Consider the following 14878-nt stretch of genomic DNA (forward strand, 5'->3'; position numbering starts at 1 on the left):
AGATCGACATGAGCAACAACCCTCGCAAGGCGAGCGCCGAAGACCGCGAGCTCGTCGGATTGTTCGAGGGGCTCGACACCCCCGGCGTATCGGACGCGATGGATAAGCTGGGCCTGCACGGTCAGGCTCTCGGCATCATGCCGCTCGCGGATTATGCGCGCGTCGTCGTCGGCCCTGCCTTCACGGTCAAATACGTACCTGCGACGGTTCCACCCGGCACCGTCGGGGATTTCATCGACGACGTCGCGGAGGGGGACGTGGTCGTTCTCGACAATGACGGTCGGACCGACTGCACGGTCTGGGGCGACATCATGACCCAGTATGCCGGGCTGCGCGGAATCGCCGCGACCGTCATCGATGGCGTCTGCCGAGACGTCTCGAAGGCGCTCGCCGACGACTATCCGATGTTCTCGGCCGGGCGCTTCATGCGCACCGGAAAGGACCGGGTGCAGGTGGAAACGGTCAACCAGACAGTTTCGATCGGCACGGTCCGGGTCGCGACGAGAGACATCGTCGTAGCCGATGCCAACGGGGTGGTGATCATCCCCCGAACCCGCGCCCGCGAAGTTGCCGAAACCGCCCGCAAGATCGAAACCGTCGAGGCTGCGATCCGCGAGCGGTTGGCGCAAGGCGCCACCATCACTGAGGCACGGGCCGCGCTCGGCTACCACACGCTGCAGAGAAAGGGCTGAAGACCCGCCCGGTCCGATCGCTTCGCGCGACCGAACTTCGACACACCCCGGCGGCCGGCAATCCTCGCCGGCCGCCGCGATCCGTTTCTGCACAAGGATGACCGCCATGGCCGCTTCGACCGTTACAGATCCAGTCTTGCTTCGATCCCGGCTGGACTCGCTTCGCGCCGAGCACGCCGCCCTCAAGCAGCGGGGCCTGCAGCTCAACATCGCGCGCGGCAAACCCTCGGAGGAACAGCTCGCGCTGTCCGACGCGATCCTATCACTACCGGGGCCGGGAGACTGGAAGACCGAAGCGGGCGAGGACGTGCGCAACTATGGCGGCGACCCTCAGGGCGTGCCCGAGCTTCGCGCGCTGATGAGCCCGATCCTCGACCTGCCCGCCTCGCAGATCGTGGCCGGCGGCAATTCGAGCCTTGCAATGATGCACGACTGCCTGGTCTGGGCTTTGCTGAAGGGCGTGCCGGGCTCGACGGAGCCGTGGTCGCGCGTCGAAAAGCCGGCTTTCATCTGCCCGGCGCCGGGGTATGAGAAGCATCATACGATGTGCGTGGAATACGGCATCGAGCTGCTGCCGGTAGCGGTGACGCCTACGGGACCCGACATGGATGCCGTCGAGGCGCTGGCGGCCGATCCGCGGGTCAAGGGCATATGGTGCGTTCCGACCTATGCTAACCCCACTGGCGAGACCTATTCCGACGAGACCGCGCGCCGCCTGGCCGCGATGAAGACCGGCGCTCCCGACTTCCGCCTATTCTGGGACGACGCCTATCTCGTGCATCATCTCAGCGGCAACGGCGTGACGCGGACGAACATCGTCGCGCTCTGCGCCGCCGCCGGCCATCCCGACCGGGCCTTCGTCTTCGCCTCGACCTCGAAGATAACGCTCGCCAGCGCCGGCGTCGGCTTCTTCGCCTCGTCGCCGGCCAACGTCGCCTGGTATCTGGCCCGCGACGGCAAGCGCGGCGTCGGCCCCGACAAGCTGAACCAGCTCCGCCATGTGCGCTTCCTTAAGGACGCGGATGGGCTGCGCGACCATATGGAAAAGCAGCGCGCGCTGCTGGCGCCGAAATTCGCCGCCGTGCTCGACGGCCTGTCCCGGCGGCTCGCCGGAACCGGCGTCGCCTCCTGGTCAAACCCGCTCGGCGGCTACTTCATCAGCATCGAGGCGCTGCCCGGCACCGCCCGGCGCGCGGTGGAGCTCGCGCAGGAAGCCGGCGTCACCCTGACTGTAGCGGGCTCGACCTGGCCACATGGTAAGGACCCGCAGGACAGCAACATCCGCATCGCTCCGAGCTACGCTCCCCTCGCGGACGTGAAGGCCGCCGCCGACATCATCGGGCTGTCGATCCTGCTCGCCGCGGCCGAAACCCTCTTGACCAACAACGCGCGCAACAAGGTGGCGGAATGACGAATATCTCCTACGAGCGGCTTCCGCTCACGATCCAGGGCACCGCGCTCGATATCGCCGCGATCTCCCGGAATGGCACGCGCGAGCCGATCCTGTTCCTTCACGGCTTCGGCTCGACCAAGGAAGACTATGCCGACATCGCCCGGCATTCCGCGTTCGACGGCCACGCGTTCCTCGCCTATGACGCGCCGGGCTGTGGCGAGAGCCGCTGTTCCGACCTCTCGAAGCTGAGCATGCCCTTCCTGATCGAGACGGCGCTCGCCGTGCTCGACGTGGCCGGCTATGACCGCTTCCACCTCATCGGCCATTCGATGGGCGGCCTCACCGCCGCCCTGGTGGCCCATGCCGTGCCGGATCGGGTGCTGAGCTTCGTCAACATCAAGGGAAATCTTGCCGCGGAGGACTGCTTCCTCAGCCGCCAGATCTTCCAGTACGCTGCGAGCGACGACGAGCGCTTCCTCGACGATTTTATCGCACGCACGCGGCTCGCGCCCGCCTATTCCAGCGCGCTTTTCGCAGCGAGCCTACGCCACAAAGTCAGGCCCGGCTCGGTGCGGCCAATCTTCGAGTCGATGGTCGCGTTCTCCGACACGGCCGGACTGCTGGAGAAATTCATCGCTCTCCCCTGCCCGCGCATGTTCATGTACGGGGTGGAATATGCGGGGCTCAGCTATCTTCCGGCCCTTGACCAGGGCGGAGTCATCCTCTGCGAAATACCTGAGTGCGGCCACTTTCCGATGTATTCGAACCCACCGGCGATGTGGGACGCCATCGCGGCCTTCCACAAGGATCGGTGCCGCAGCGGCTCGCTGTGACGCGCGACGAAGCGCGCATCACAGTTATCCATTCAATGCCCTCAGGCGGTGATCATCGGCGGCACCTTGCGATGATGTGAGGTGTCGCGCTGGAAAGCGTCCGCGATTTTCAGGAGCCTCGCCTCCGAGAAGGGGCGTCCCTGGATCTGGAGCCCGACCGGCATGCCGTTGTCGTCGAAGCCACACGGCGCGCTGAGCGAGGGCAGTCCTAGATAGTTCATCGGCCGCGTGTTGGACGAGACCGCGTTAAGCGACATCGGACTGAAAACGTCCATCGCATTGCCGGTCCCGGCTGCGATGTCGGTAGCGGCAAGCGTCGGTACCTGGATGCGGATTGTAGGCGCGACGAAGACGTCGACCTCCGTGAACACGGCCCGGCACACCGACCGCAGGACCGGGCCGCGCCGTGAGAGCGCCTCGACATAGGCCGCGGCCGGGACCGCCAGGTTCGCATATAGCCGCGAGTTCAGCGGCACACCGTAATCCTGCGGTCGCGACCGCATCCACTGCGCATGAATGGTGGCACCCTCCACCCGCGACAGCAGATTGCAATAGGCGACGACTGCATCCATCTCCGGGATGGTGACACGCCGCAGAACCGCTCCACGGCCTTCGAGTACCTTCAGAGCCTCTTCGAACGCCCGCATGATGTCGGGGGACACACCGTCGAGGAAGTAGTTCTCGGGGACGCCGACCTTCAGGCCCCGCAGGTCACCGTCCAGAGCCTCCTCATAATCGGGCACCGGTTCGGAGCTGCTGGTTGTATCGCGGGGGTCGGCGCCGGCGACAACCGACAGCATGCGCGCGCAATCCTGCGCGCTTCGCGCCAGAGGACCGACATTGTCGGCGGAGAACGCCAGGGGCATGACGCCATGGCGCGAAACTCGCGTCTGCGTCGGCTTGAGCCCGGTGACCCCGCACATGGAAGACGGCAGTCGGACGGAACCGCCGGTATCGGAGCCCAGGGACGCATAGACAAGGCGCGCTGCGACGGCCGCTCCGGAACCCGAGGAGGATCCGCCAGGGCAGTAATCGCGATTCCACGGGTTGCGGCAATGCCCGAAATACTCGTTGTGACCCGTGGCGTTCATGGCGAACTCAGCCATGTTCAGCCCACCGATCGCGAAAGCACCCTCCCCCTCGAGGCGCTCGATCACGGTCGCCGTATAGGACGGCCTGAAATCCTCTCGAAGCCTGGAGCCGCAGGTTGAGATCCGACCCTTGCTGTAGAACATGTCCTTGTGGGCGAGGGGCACACCGTGCAGCTTGCCCCGTTCCGATCTCGGCGCCTTGTCTAGCGACGCGGCGGTCTCCAGCGCCCTTTCCTCATCCAACCACAGGAAAGCGTTCAGCGCTTTCGCGTGCGTCCGGATAGCCGCTAGCACGGCTTGAGTGAGATCGACTGAGGTCACCTCGCCTGCGGCGATCGCGGCGGCGGCTTGGACGAGACCCAGTGACGTCAGGTCGCCCGAAACTTCCATCGCCGCATTCATGCGTTGCGCTCCTTCTCTTCATGTAGAACGGCCTCGAAGGTCGCCGGCTCGTCCTCGAACGAAAGCTGGCCTCGCAGAGAGGCCATGCCGTCGATCAAACTGCTGAGGCTGCCGGCCAGCTCGTCTCCGATGCGATTTGGCGATGTCACATCGAACCAGGCGGCAACGTAACCGCCGCTAAGCGTCTTAATGTCGGGAGGCATGACTCGGCTTTCCAATCTTTCGTGCGGTCACCCGGGACACGGTCAGCCTGCCCCGCGCGAGAAAAACCAACAGGCTGGCCTAGAAAATTATATCCAATCAGAGTATGAATGGATACACGTAATGTGAACTGCATCTCCTTGAGGCCCTAAAGTGCCGGTTTCCGGACTTGCGAGCATCGCAGGAATTATCGCAGCGAACGATCTCGGTAGGTCGGAGGCGTTGGGCGTGACCGAGAGTGGCGGCTACCTCTGCTAATGAAACGCCAAACTAACTCCAAGCTCAGAACGTGGAATTAGTGTATACCATCGTTTTAGAGGCGCAAATGAATCAACTATTACGCCTATTGATATATCATATCTGGAATAAATTGCCCGTAATACAGGAGTTATGGTTCATTTTTTGCAGATCGTTGACAAAAAATGATCACTTCGAGCGCATATCATATTGCTACTCAATTACGGTTGTTGAACATCATCTTCAGCAATTGAGCCGGCTGAACTCAATTCACCAACGGTCGTTGGATAACGTCACGGGACTATCGTAATGCGCATCGACATTAACTCCGATCTCGGCGAAGGCTTCGGCCGCTGGCGCCTGGGCGACGACGAAGAGCTCGTCAAGATCGTCTCCTCCGCTAACGTCGCATGTGGCTTCCATGCCGGCGACGCCGTCATCATGACGCGGATGGCGGAGGCCTCGAAGCAATACGGCCTGGCTCTGGGAGCCCATATAGGCCTGCCCGACCTGCTCGGGTTCGGGCGCGTGCAGATGAAGATCGATCCGCGCGACATGCAGAAGCACGCGCTCTATCAACTTGGCGCGCTCTCGGCCATCGCCAAGGTCGCCGGCTATTCGGTGACCCATGCGGGCACCCATGGCGTTTTCGGTGAAATGTCGCGCGAGCATCCCGAATATCTGCAACTGATCTTCGACGTGTTCGCCGCATTCGACAAGGACATCATCATTCCGGCCGAACCCAACAGCCCCTGGCAAGCCTATGCCCGATCGATCGGCCTGCGCACAGTTGGCCGGATCTTCGCCGACCGCGCTTATACCGACGACGGGCACCTGGTCAGCCGGGCAAAGCCGGGCGCGGTCATTACCGACCTCCATGAAGTGCGGACCCGTATCGAGCAGTTTTTGCACGACGGCACCATCACCGCGCAGTCCGGAAAGCGGCTCAAGGTCGATGCAAAATGCGTTCTGGTTCATTCCGACACGCCCGGCGCTGTTGCAATCGCCAGGACCATTCGGGAGACCGTCGAGGCCGGGGGAGGAGAGATCGTGCCTTTGACCGAGCTTGCGGAGTAAAGCGGCGGTCGAGAATACCTGGCGCCGGAACGGGTGCCGGCTCATGGGAAGCGCGCAAAACGGCGGTTTCCGAACCAATCAAAAATCGAGGGGATTATCATGAACAGCAAGTTCGACATTTCGCGCCGCGAACTCATCATGGCCGGGGCGGCCGCCGCGATCGTCGCCGGCGGGACCGGCCCTGCCCTGGCGCAGACTGGGGCGAAACCCGCTCCAAAGGGGCAAGCGATCCTTGGCTTCTCGCAAGAGATCAAGGTCCTCAACCCGCACGCCTTCGCCCTGATCGTCGATCGCGCTATCTGGCCGGCGCTGTATGACCAGCTCTGGGAGATCGACGCGAAGGGCAATTACGTCCCGAAGCTGGCGAAAGAGGTGCCCTCGCTAGAGAACGGCGGCATTTCCAAGGACGGGCTGACCTGGACGGTAAAGCTGCGTGAGAACATCAAATGGCATGACGGCAAGCCGTTCACCGCCGACGACGTCAAGTTCAATCTCGAACTGCTCAACGCGCCCAATTTCAAGGCGATGTCGAGGCGCGGGCACGAGCTGATCAAAGAGATCAAGGTTCTCGGTCCGCACGAGGTGTCGTGGACGATGTCACAGCCCTTTGCGCCCTATCTCTCGCTAATGGCCTGGGTCTTCCTGGTCCCCAAGCACGCCTTCGACGGCGTCGACCCGAACGAGGCGCCGTTCAACAACGCGCCGATCGGCACGGGGCCATTCCGTTGGGGCGAGAAGGTGGCGGGCAACCAGATCCTGCTGCGGGCGAACACCGAGTACTGGGGCGAGGGCCCGTACCTCGAACGCCTCGTCTTCAAATACATTCCCGACGCTACGGCGATGTACGCTCAGTTCAAAGGCGGCCAGATTGACTATATCGGCATTCGCGGCATCCTTCCCAACCTGTATGCGGAGGCCAAGGCCCTCCCCGGCCGCAAGGTCACATCGAACGCCGGAGCTTCGGTCGAAGGCATCGCGTTCAACCTGTCCAACCCCGTGCTCGCGGACAAGGCGGTGCGGCAGGCGCTCTACTTTGCAATCAACAAATCGGTCATCATCGACATCGTGACGGAAGGCACGGCCTTGCCGGCTGAAAGCGTCTACCCGTCCAGCAGCTGGGCCTATAACGACAAGATTCCCCCTCACCAGTTCGACCTCGCGCGAGCTAACGCATTGCTCGACCAGGCCGGCTGGGTGCGTGGCGCGGACGGCATTCGCTCAAAAGGTGGGAAACGCCTCGAATTTGCCGTCTCCTCCACGTCGGGAGACGAAATACGCGAGCAGATCGAACAGATATTGGTTCAGGATTGGCAGAAGATCGGCGTCTCGCTCAAGGTGGACAACAAGGCCGCCGCATTCCTTTTCGGCTCCTTCCTGCAGAAATCGCAGTTCGAGGCGATGCTCACGACGGCCAATTACTTCCTCGGCGAGGATCCGGACTGCAGCGCCCGTTTTTCGGCCAGTAGCATCCCGAACAAGACCGGCAGCGGCAGCAACTATTATTACTATGAGAACGCGGAAGCCGATCAGCTCCTCGCCAAGGGCGTCGTGACCTTCGACCGGGGGGAGCGGAAAGCAATCTATGCCCGCGTGCAGGAATTGCTGCGCGAGGACCTGCCGATCCTGCCGATCTACCGTCCAGCCGTGATCGAAGGCACAAAGGCCAACCTAACCGGTTATGTGGACAATCCCAACATGCCGAACAACGTCTGGAACGTTGGAACTTGGCGGCTGGTCGGCTGAACGCGGGAGTCGACCCTCATGATGAGCTTTCTTGTGCGCAGAGGCCTGCAATCGCTCGGAGTGCTGTTCTGCGTCAGCCTCCTCGGCTTCCTGATCCTGCATCTCGCGCCGGGCGGCCCGCTCTCGCAATACGTCGCCGAGGGCGGCATGTCCCCCGAAGACGTGCTGCGGCTAGAGAAGCAGATGGGTCTCGATCGTCCGTTCATCGCCCAGTATCTCGACTGGCTGCTGCGGATGCTGCGGGGCGATTGGGGTAATTCCCTTCGCTCGAACGAGCCCGTCCTGACGGTGATCGGCGCCAGCCTCGGCGCAACGCTTCAGCTGATGGCGGCTGCCATGACGATATCGATCTTGCTCGGTGGCTGGATCGGCATCGTCAGCGGGCTGCGGCGCTACGGCACCTTCGACAATGTTGCGACGACCCTGTCGATGATAGCCGTATCCGTGCCGACCTTCTTCTTCGGCTTCATCGTCATCATCGTATTCTCCCTGAACCTGGGCTGGATCCCCTCCGGCGACAGGTTCACGGTCGGCGACGAATCGCTTTTGGACTATCTCCACCATTTGATCGGTCCGGCCGTCGTGCTGAGCCTGGTCAGCGTGGCGACGTGGAGCCGCTACATGCGCGCCTCGGTGATCGACGTGCTGGGGCAGGATTTCGTGCGCACCGCCCGCTCCAAGGGTTTGTCGGCGCGGCGCATCCTGTACCGCCACGTGGCGAGGAACGCACTGCTTCCGATGATCTCGCTGATCGGACTGCACTTGCCGCAGCTCTTCGGCGGAGCACTGGTAACAGAGACGATCTTCACCTGGCCGGGCATCGGCCGCCTCTTCTACGACGCGATCCAGTATTCGGACTTCCCGGTGGTGATGGGCCTGCTCGTCTTCACGGCCATCGCCGTCCTGATCGGCAGCCTCATTGCCGACATCCTCTACGCCGTTGCCGATCCGAGGATCCAATTATGACGCTGATCTCCACGGAGCCCTTCGCGGCGGCAGCACCGGGCCGGAAGACCGCGCTCAGGATTTTTCTCGGCAATCGACGCGCGGTCGTTGGTTCGCTCGCCATCGCGGCACTGACGATCGCCTGCATCTTCGGGCCAGCGCTGCTGCCTTACGGGGACACGCAGATCGATATGCGCGGCCGCTTCACGGCGCCGCTGACCGGGAGCCATATCCTGGGAACAGACCAGCTCGGCCGCGACGTGCTCGCCAGGTTACTGATGGCGGGCCGCGTATCGCTCGGCGTCGGCGTTCTCTCGATGCTATTCAGTATCGTGATCGGCTCGACGATCGGGCTGATCGCCGGCTATTACCGCGGCGTCGTCGGCGCGGTGCTGATGCGCATTGTCGACAGCTTCCTGTGCTTTCCCAGCATCTTCCTCTTGCTGGCCGTCTCCGCCTTCCTGAAGCCGGGCGTGACGACGATCGTCTTGCTGATCGCCTGCACGACCTGGATGGAGATCGCCCGCATCGTCGAGGCGCAGGTCAGGGCCGTCCGCGATCTCGATTATGTTTATGCCGCGCGCGCCATGGGAGCCTCGAACGGGCGGATCATCTTCCGCTCCGTGCTGCCCAACGTTTTCTCGCCGATCATCGTAGCGTCGTCGCTGAAGGTGGCAGGCGCGATCCTGTCGGAATCCTATATCAGCTTCCTCGGCTTCGGCATCCAGCCGCCGACGCCGAGCTGGGGCAACATGCTCAATAACGCGCAGACCTATCTGACGAGCTATGCTTGGCTCGCCCTGCTGCCCGGCTCGATGATCACGATCGCCGTCATCGGCTTTAACTTCATTGGCGACGGCCTGCGCGACGCGCTCGACCCCAAGCAGGAAACATCGACCCAACTCTAACCCCGATGCCGGGCTCCGAGCCGGAACCCCGCCATCCTACGCCGACCCGAACGAGGACCTCATGCCGACGCTGCGTATCGAACTATCTCCCGGCCGAAGCCACGAACAGAAATCCGCCTATGTCGAGCAGGTCACGAAACTGACCTCCGAGATCCTGAAATGCCCAGTCGAGTCGGTCGACGTGGTATTCGTCGAGATTGAAGGGTCGAACTGGGCGCGTGGAGGCAGGTTCTTTGCCCAGCCCCGGCCGGCCGCGGCCCGTTCGGAAGCCGCGTCCTGACGCGCGCAACGCCGGCCCATGACGGCGCCCCTTGCAACGGCTGAGGCAGGGCGATCGTCAATGTCGGCTGGGGATGGCGAGGTAGACACTTCGCCTTGCGACCGGAGCCGTTGGATACTAGAATTGTGGAATGGATAATTTCTGGTGAGCGCGGGTTGAACGTGGACAGTCAAGCGGAAGCACGTCGGTCCGCAGCCGAGGATGTACGCGACCGGCTGCGACAAGCCATCCTAGACGGGGGCTATCCGGCCGGCACTCAACTGCGTCAGGAGGAGCTCGCGGAACGCTTCGGCACCAGCCGGATTCCGGTGCGGGAGGCGTTCCGGCAACTCGAGGCAGAGGGCTTGATCAAGCTGCTGCCCAACAAGGGGGCCACGGTCGCCGCGCTATCGTGGTCGGACGTGAACGAATTGTTGGAAATCAGGATCGGGCTGGAATGCCGGGCGCTCAGGCTCGCAATCCCGAACATGATCCAGGCCGATTTCGAGCAGGCCGCGGAAATCCTCGCGACCTACGATTCCGAGATCAGCCCGGTGCTGTGGAGCCAGATGAACTGGCGCTTCCACGAGACGCTCTATCTGCCTTGCAACCTGCCCAGGCTGATCGCGCTGATCGAGGGGAATTATGGCCAGCTTAGCCTGTACGACAGGACGCAGGTGTCGAAGGCATCCGGCAAGGACATCCCCCAGCAGGAGCATTTCGCGATTCTCGACGCCTGCCGCAGGGGCGCTGCGGACGAAGCCGTGAAGCTATTGGAGCAGCACATCGTCCACACACAGAAATCGCTGATGGCGGCCGCCCGTCGAAAGCGTTCGGCTTAGGACCGTTCCGATCTGACGGCTCCGCGATTAGATCGACAAAACGCTCTCGATCGATCCGCTGCAAATGGGGAGCAGGGGCCGTCACTGGCAGTCGCCCTGTCCGGCTCAGGGGCGCGCTTCCGCCCGGGAGAAGTGCGACAGCTGTCGACAGATCGGCTCCTTCCAGGACGGACTGTCATTTCCGGAAGATCATGGGCTTGGTGGCGGTGGTGGAACTCTTTCCCAGAGCCACACTCACCATTCTCATTATCCATTCTCTCCAAACTGCATTCTTATACCATTCTCTGGATACATTTTCCGTAGTAGCGTTGTCGATGGCATCACCTCACCGGGGCTGAACTGAAACTCGCGTGTTGGACCCGCTTGGATGGAACCAGACGGCTCGAATTGCCTAACCGTCCAAATGCGCGGAGTTCACAGCCCGGCACAATAATCAACCGATCTAAATTATCGTATCGGCATCCAATACTCGATACGACATTTTTCCTTACTCAATACACCAACAGGAGAAAAATACCACATGAGGACAGCGACAGAAAAATTCTCCGAATTCGCCACGAGATTAACTTATGATCGCCTCCCTGGCGAAGTCAGAACACAAGTCAAGAAGCTTATTCTGGATACGATCGGCTGTTGTATCGGCGGCGCGTCGACGCCCTGGTCCCGGGTATCGACCCAATTCGTCCTGGACGAAGGCGGATCTGCCGAAGCCACCGTCATATGCGAAGGCCAGAAGGTACCAGCCGACTACGCGATGATGGCGAACGGAGCGCTGGCACACTCGCTGGACTTCGACGATGTCCACCACAGCTCCGCACTGCATATCGCCGGCGTGATCGCCCCGGCAGCAATCGCGACAGCCGAAAAGCTTGGGAGTACCGGAAAAGACATCATCACGGCTTTTGCAGCCGGCTTTGATGTCCAGCATCGTATCGGAATGGCTCTGGACCCCGTGGCGCATTACGCCCAAGGTTTCCATCCCACCTGTACCACGGGTCCGTTCGGCTCGGCGGTCACGGTGGGAAAGCTCTACGGGCTCGATCACGGCAAGATGGTCAATGCCCTAGGAATCGCTGGGAGCACCTCGTCCGGCCTGGAAGAAGTCGTAGAGGACGGCACCTGGACCGAACGTTTCCATTCCGGATTGGCCGCCTATCATGGCTCGCTGGCCGCGAAGCTCGCACGGCTCGGCTATACGGGACCGCGTACGATCATCGAAGGGAAGCGGGGCTTCCTCCGCGGTTTCACCACCAACCCGCGGCCTCACGAGCTCGACAAGGAGCTCGGGGATGTCTTCGAGGTCATGAACACGCAGATCAAGCTCTATGCCTGCTGCGGAACGTTCCAGTCTCCGATCGATGTCCTCCTGACCTTGATGGAAAAGCACCGGTTCAATGCGGAGGATGTCGAGGAGATCAAGGCGGGTGTGGGCTCGGATTTCTCGGCGACCCACCCTTATGATCCGGTTGATCTCTACGACGCGCAAATGAGCTTGCCGATTTCGCTGGCCATCGCCGCATTCGAAAGGAAGGTCAGCGCCGGCGAGTTCACGATGGACAATGTTTCGCGTGAGGAGGTCAAGGCCTTCGCCAGGAAAGTGACGCGCTATACGGACCCGGAGGTTCGCCAGGAGCACATCGAAGATCCCAGAAAGCTCGGCGTGATCCTGAACGTCAAATTGAAGAATGGGACGACTTTCAACGAACGCCAGTCCTTCCCGCCGGACGGGCCCGGGAACTGGGCGCCGAAAAAGGTCGAAGAGAAATTCCTCGACCTGGCTTCGCCCGTGATCGGGGATGCGAAAGCAACGCAAGCGCTGGACTTGCTGATGAGCCTCGAGGAGGCGCCCCAGATTACGGACATCACCAAGTTGTTCCGGCCGACCTGACCGAGACCAGTGCGGGAATGCGGCTGTGCCGACCTCCCCATGGAGCGACAGACTCTATGGGGAGGCAAGAGCATGTCGGTTTTGCCGCAGACCGGGTCACGCCGTCCGAGAACGCGGATGAGATCGCATCGCGATTAAGCGGCCAGCTCGCTATTGAGCCGGATTATCCGCGCTGTTCCGCTCAGACCATCGGCAATGGTGCCGCTGCCATCATGCAACCCCGTCTAGCTCCGCCAGAGGTCTGCCGTAATCGACCTGTGCGCCCTGCTCCACCAGGAAGCGAAGAGATCGCGCAATTACGCCCGCCACGACGGGAAGAACGAGCATGCCGGCTACAACGAAGGCGACGGTATCTCCGTTCGCCACACCACCACCCGTCATAGGCAGGTCGCGCTCCTGCGCGGGGTGGCGCAACCAAAGCCGTCCCACCCCCGGGGAACGCAGGAGCTCGGTGCCGTCCCGAACACGGCCGAGAGCCGTTTCCACACGATGCGGTCCGCGGCCAGAAATGACAAGGCGGAGAGAAGCACGGTCCAAAATCGCCGATGCCAGGCCGGCCTCGCGCATCCGCCTCACTAACTCAGCCAGTTCCGCCGCGTGTATGCTCATGACGCCATGGCCCTGAGTTGTGCCTCCGCCATTGCCCGCAACTGACCGAGATAGAATGCCGCCAGCCGATCGGCTTCCCGCGCCGCCGCGACGTCGCAGCGCACGAAACGCAGCGCCGTACCCGGACGCGCTTGGGCCAAACGCCATAGATCCGCTGCTATGACGTAACCGAGCTTTGGATAGCCTCCCGACGAATTGCCGTCGGCGAGCTGGATGATCGGCTGCCCCGAAGGAGGCACCTGGATTACCCCCGGTACAAGGCCATGCGAGCGCATCTCGGTAGCCTCGAGCCGCATCAAGGGGTTCGTGCCCGAAAGACGGTATCCCATGCGGTTGCTCTGCGGGGTGACCGACCAGGCGGCCGACCAGAACTCGCGAAGCGATTCTTCGGTGAACTGCTCGTATTCCGCTGCCGGGATGACACGCAGCACGAGATCGCCCGGCCGGGCAGCGGTATGAGGCGGCAGCTTCATGAAAGCGGCCGGCGGGAACGCGCCGAACCCGGCCGCACTCGATTGCGGAGCCCCCTCGCAGGACCGGATCGGTAGCCGGTCGCCCAGGGCCAGGTTCCGCCCCTCATGGCCGCCGATCGCGAGGCGGCCATAGGTGCTGCGCGATCCCAGCACCTCCGGCACGTCGATGCCGCCTGTCACCGCAACGTAGGACCTGACGCCCAAGCGCGGGAAGCCCAGCGTCAGCGTCTGCCCTGCATTGACGGGCACGCTCCACCAGGGCGGGAGCCGGCGCCCGTCGAGCGTCGCGTCGCAAGCGGCGCCGGTAACGGCAAGACGCGTCGGCACATGGAAGCGCACAACGAACGGAAATAGCTGGACCTCGATCCCCGCGGCGCCCGGCTCGTTGCCGAGAAGCGCGTTCCCGGCGGCGAGCGCCAGCGCGTCCATCGCTCCCGAGGCATTGATGCCGTAGCGGCGATAGCCGAAGCGTCCGAGGTCTTGCACCGAATTCAGCGCGGCCGTCTGCACGATTTCGATCATGCGACGACGCTTTCGATGCGGAAGCGGATTCGGTCCCCCAGGGCCAGCAGGAACGGCGGCTCTCGGTTCAGGTCGAACGGCACTGGCGCATCGGGCACATGGCCGATGACATGCCAGCCGGTCGGAGCGGTCGCCGCGGGTACGCCCGGCCGTTGTGGTGTCCCAAGTCCCGCCTGCCCTCCACCGATGCTGATGTTGCTGCCGACCGGCCGCATGACCGGCACCTGCCGGCGCGGTGTGAACAGGCGCGGGTCGAGCCCGAAAAGGAACCCGAAGCCCGGCCCGGTGCCGGGCGCGAACACCACGTATTCGGGCGCCGCGTGAAGCTCCGCGACCTCCTTCGGCGACAGACCGTGAAAAGCTGCGAAATCCGGCATGTCGATGCCGCGCTCGCCGCCATAGACGACCCCCATCTCGATCGTCCGTCCCCGCACGCGTCCCGGCCGCGTATCGGCCCAACGCTTGAGAAGTTCCGCGGCAAAGGCGTCGGCATCGACAGCAAGCGGGTCCAGGAGCACGAGAAGACTGTTCATGCCGGGATGCGTGTCAAGGACGCCGCTAAGGTCGCGGACGCGCTCGCTCAACGACCAGATCCGCTCCTGCGTCGGGAGAGACAGCGGTCCTTCTGCATCGAGCAACACTGCGGATGCTCCGCAAAGGCTGACGCGGGGCGCCGCCAGATTCATGAGGGACGTCGACATGCGCGTGATACTCGGCCGGTCGTCCGGCTTGCTTCGGCATGCCGGACGGGGGGTCATCGGTC

General features: G+C 62.9%; 14 protein-coding genes. 10 read left to right on the top strand and 4 right to left on the bottom strand.

The genetic code is table 11. From position 1 onward, the window contains the following. Positions 1 to 8 precede the first annotated feature (8 nt). The 3 genes from FQV39_RS32590 (at position 9) to FQV39_RS32600 (ending at position 2918) form a co-directional block, all read left to right on the top strand. Positions 9 to 692, top strand: coding sequence for an RraA family protein (locus FQV39_RS32590; protein WP_149134598.1), 684 nt, complete (start codon positions 9 to 11; stop codon positions 690 to 692). Positions 693 to 798: 106 nt separating this feature from the next. Beyond that, positions 799 to 2103: an aspartate aminotransferase type Ic gene (locus FQV39_RS32595; RefSeq protein ID WP_248313567.1), complete on the top strand. Its 1305-nt coding sequence runs from the start codon at positions 799 to 801 to the stop codon at positions 2101 to 2103. Continuing rightward, on the top strand, positions 2100 to 2918 hold the full coding sequence (locus tag FQV39_RS32600; RefSeq protein ID WP_149134600.1) for an alpha/beta fold hydrolase: 819 nt from the start codon (positions 2100 to 2102) through the stop codon (positions 2916 to 2918). Before FQV39_RS32595 ends, FQV39_RS32600 begins: the two co-directional genes overlap by 4 nt. Positions 2919 to 2959: 41 nt before the next feature. Here the strand turns inward: FQV39_RS32600 and FQV39_RS32605 are convergent, their stop codons facing one another. Continuing rightward, complete coding sequence (locus tag FQV39_RS32605) at positions 2960 to 4411, bottom strand: amidase (protein WP_248313568.1); 1452 nt, start codon at positions 4409 to 4411, stop codon at positions 2960 to 2962. Then, a complete protein-coding gene (locus tag FQV39_RS32610) occupies positions 4408 to 4614 on the bottom strand; it encodes a hypothetical protein (protein WP_149134601.1) in 207 nt (68 codons plus the stop codon). Before FQV39_RS32610 ends, FQV39_RS32605 begins: the two co-directional genes overlap by 4 nt. A gap of 544 nt (positions 4615 to 5158) precedes the next feature. Here FQV39_RS32610 and FQV39_RS32615 point away from each other — a divergent pair. The 7 genes from FQV39_RS32615 (at position 5159) to FQV39_RS32645 (ending at position 12511) form a co-directional block, all read left to right on the top strand. Beyond that, on the top strand, positions 5159 to 5926 hold the full coding sequence (locus tag FQV39_RS32615) for a LamB/YcsF family protein (RefSeq protein WP_149134602.1): 768 nt from the start codon (positions 5159 to 5161) through the stop codon (positions 5924 to 5926). 99 nt (positions 5927 to 6025) lie between these two features. After that, on the top strand, positions 6026 to 7669 hold the full coding sequence (locus tag FQV39_RS32620; RefSeq protein WP_149134603.1) for a peptide ABC transporter substrate-binding protein: 1644 nt from the start codon (positions 6026 to 6028) through the stop codon (positions 7667 to 7669). Between the two features lie 18 nt (positions 7670 to 7687). Next, the gene (locus FQV39_RS32625; protein ID WP_149134604.1) at positions 7688 to 8635 is read left to right on the top strand and encodes an ABC transporter permease; all 948 of its coding nucleotides are present in this window, start codon (positions 7688 to 7690) and stop codon (positions 8633 to 8635) included. Beyond that, entirely contained in the window at positions 8632 to 9522 is an 891-nt protein-coding gene (locus FQV39_RS32630) for an ABC transporter permease (protein ID WP_149134605.1), read from the top strand. The genes FQV39_RS32625 and FQV39_RS32630 overlap by 4 nt, the downstream gene beginning before the upstream one ends. A 61-nt stretch (positions 9523 to 9583) precedes the next feature. Continuing rightward, positions 9584 to 9802, top strand: a complete 219-nt coding sequence (locus FQV39_RS32635) for a 4-oxalocrotonate tautomerase (protein WP_149134606.1) — start codon at positions 9584 to 9586, stop codon at positions 9800 to 9802. Positions 9803 to 9927: 125 nt separating this feature from the next. Continuing rightward, on the top strand, positions 9928 to 10623 hold the full coding sequence (locus tag FQV39_RS32640; RefSeq protein WP_349238612.1) for a GntR family transcriptional regulator: 696 nt from the start codon (positions 9928 to 9930) through the stop codon (positions 10621 to 10623). A gap of 520 nt (positions 10624 to 11143) precedes the next feature. Beyond that, complete coding sequence (locus tag FQV39_RS32645) at positions 11144 to 12511, top strand: MmgE/PrpD family protein (RefSeq protein WP_149134607.1); 1368 nt, start codon at positions 11144 to 11146, stop codon at positions 12509 to 12511. Positions 12512 to 13116: 605 nt separating this feature from the next. Here the strand turns inward: FQV39_RS32645 and FQV39_RS32650 are convergent. Then, entirely contained in the window at positions 13117 to 14115 is a 999-nt protein-coding gene (locus tag FQV39_RS32650) for a 5-oxoprolinase subunit C family protein (protein ID WP_149134608.1), read from the bottom strand. Continuing rightward, the gene (locus FQV39_RS32655) at positions 14112 to 14873 is read right to left on the bottom strand and encodes a 5-oxoprolinase subunit B family protein (RefSeq protein ID WP_149134609.1); all 762 of its coding nucleotides are present in this window, start codon (positions 14871 to 14873) and stop codon (positions 14112 to 14114) included. Before FQV39_RS32655 ends, FQV39_RS32650 begins: the two co-directional genes overlap by 4 nt. Between the last annotated feature and the right edge of the window lie 5 nt (positions 14874 to 14878).

It is taken from the genome of Bosea sp. F3-2 (genome assembly GCF_008253865.1).
Classification (GTDB): Bacteria; Pseudomonadota; Alphaproteobacteria; order Rhizobiales; family Beijerinckiaceae; genus Allobosea.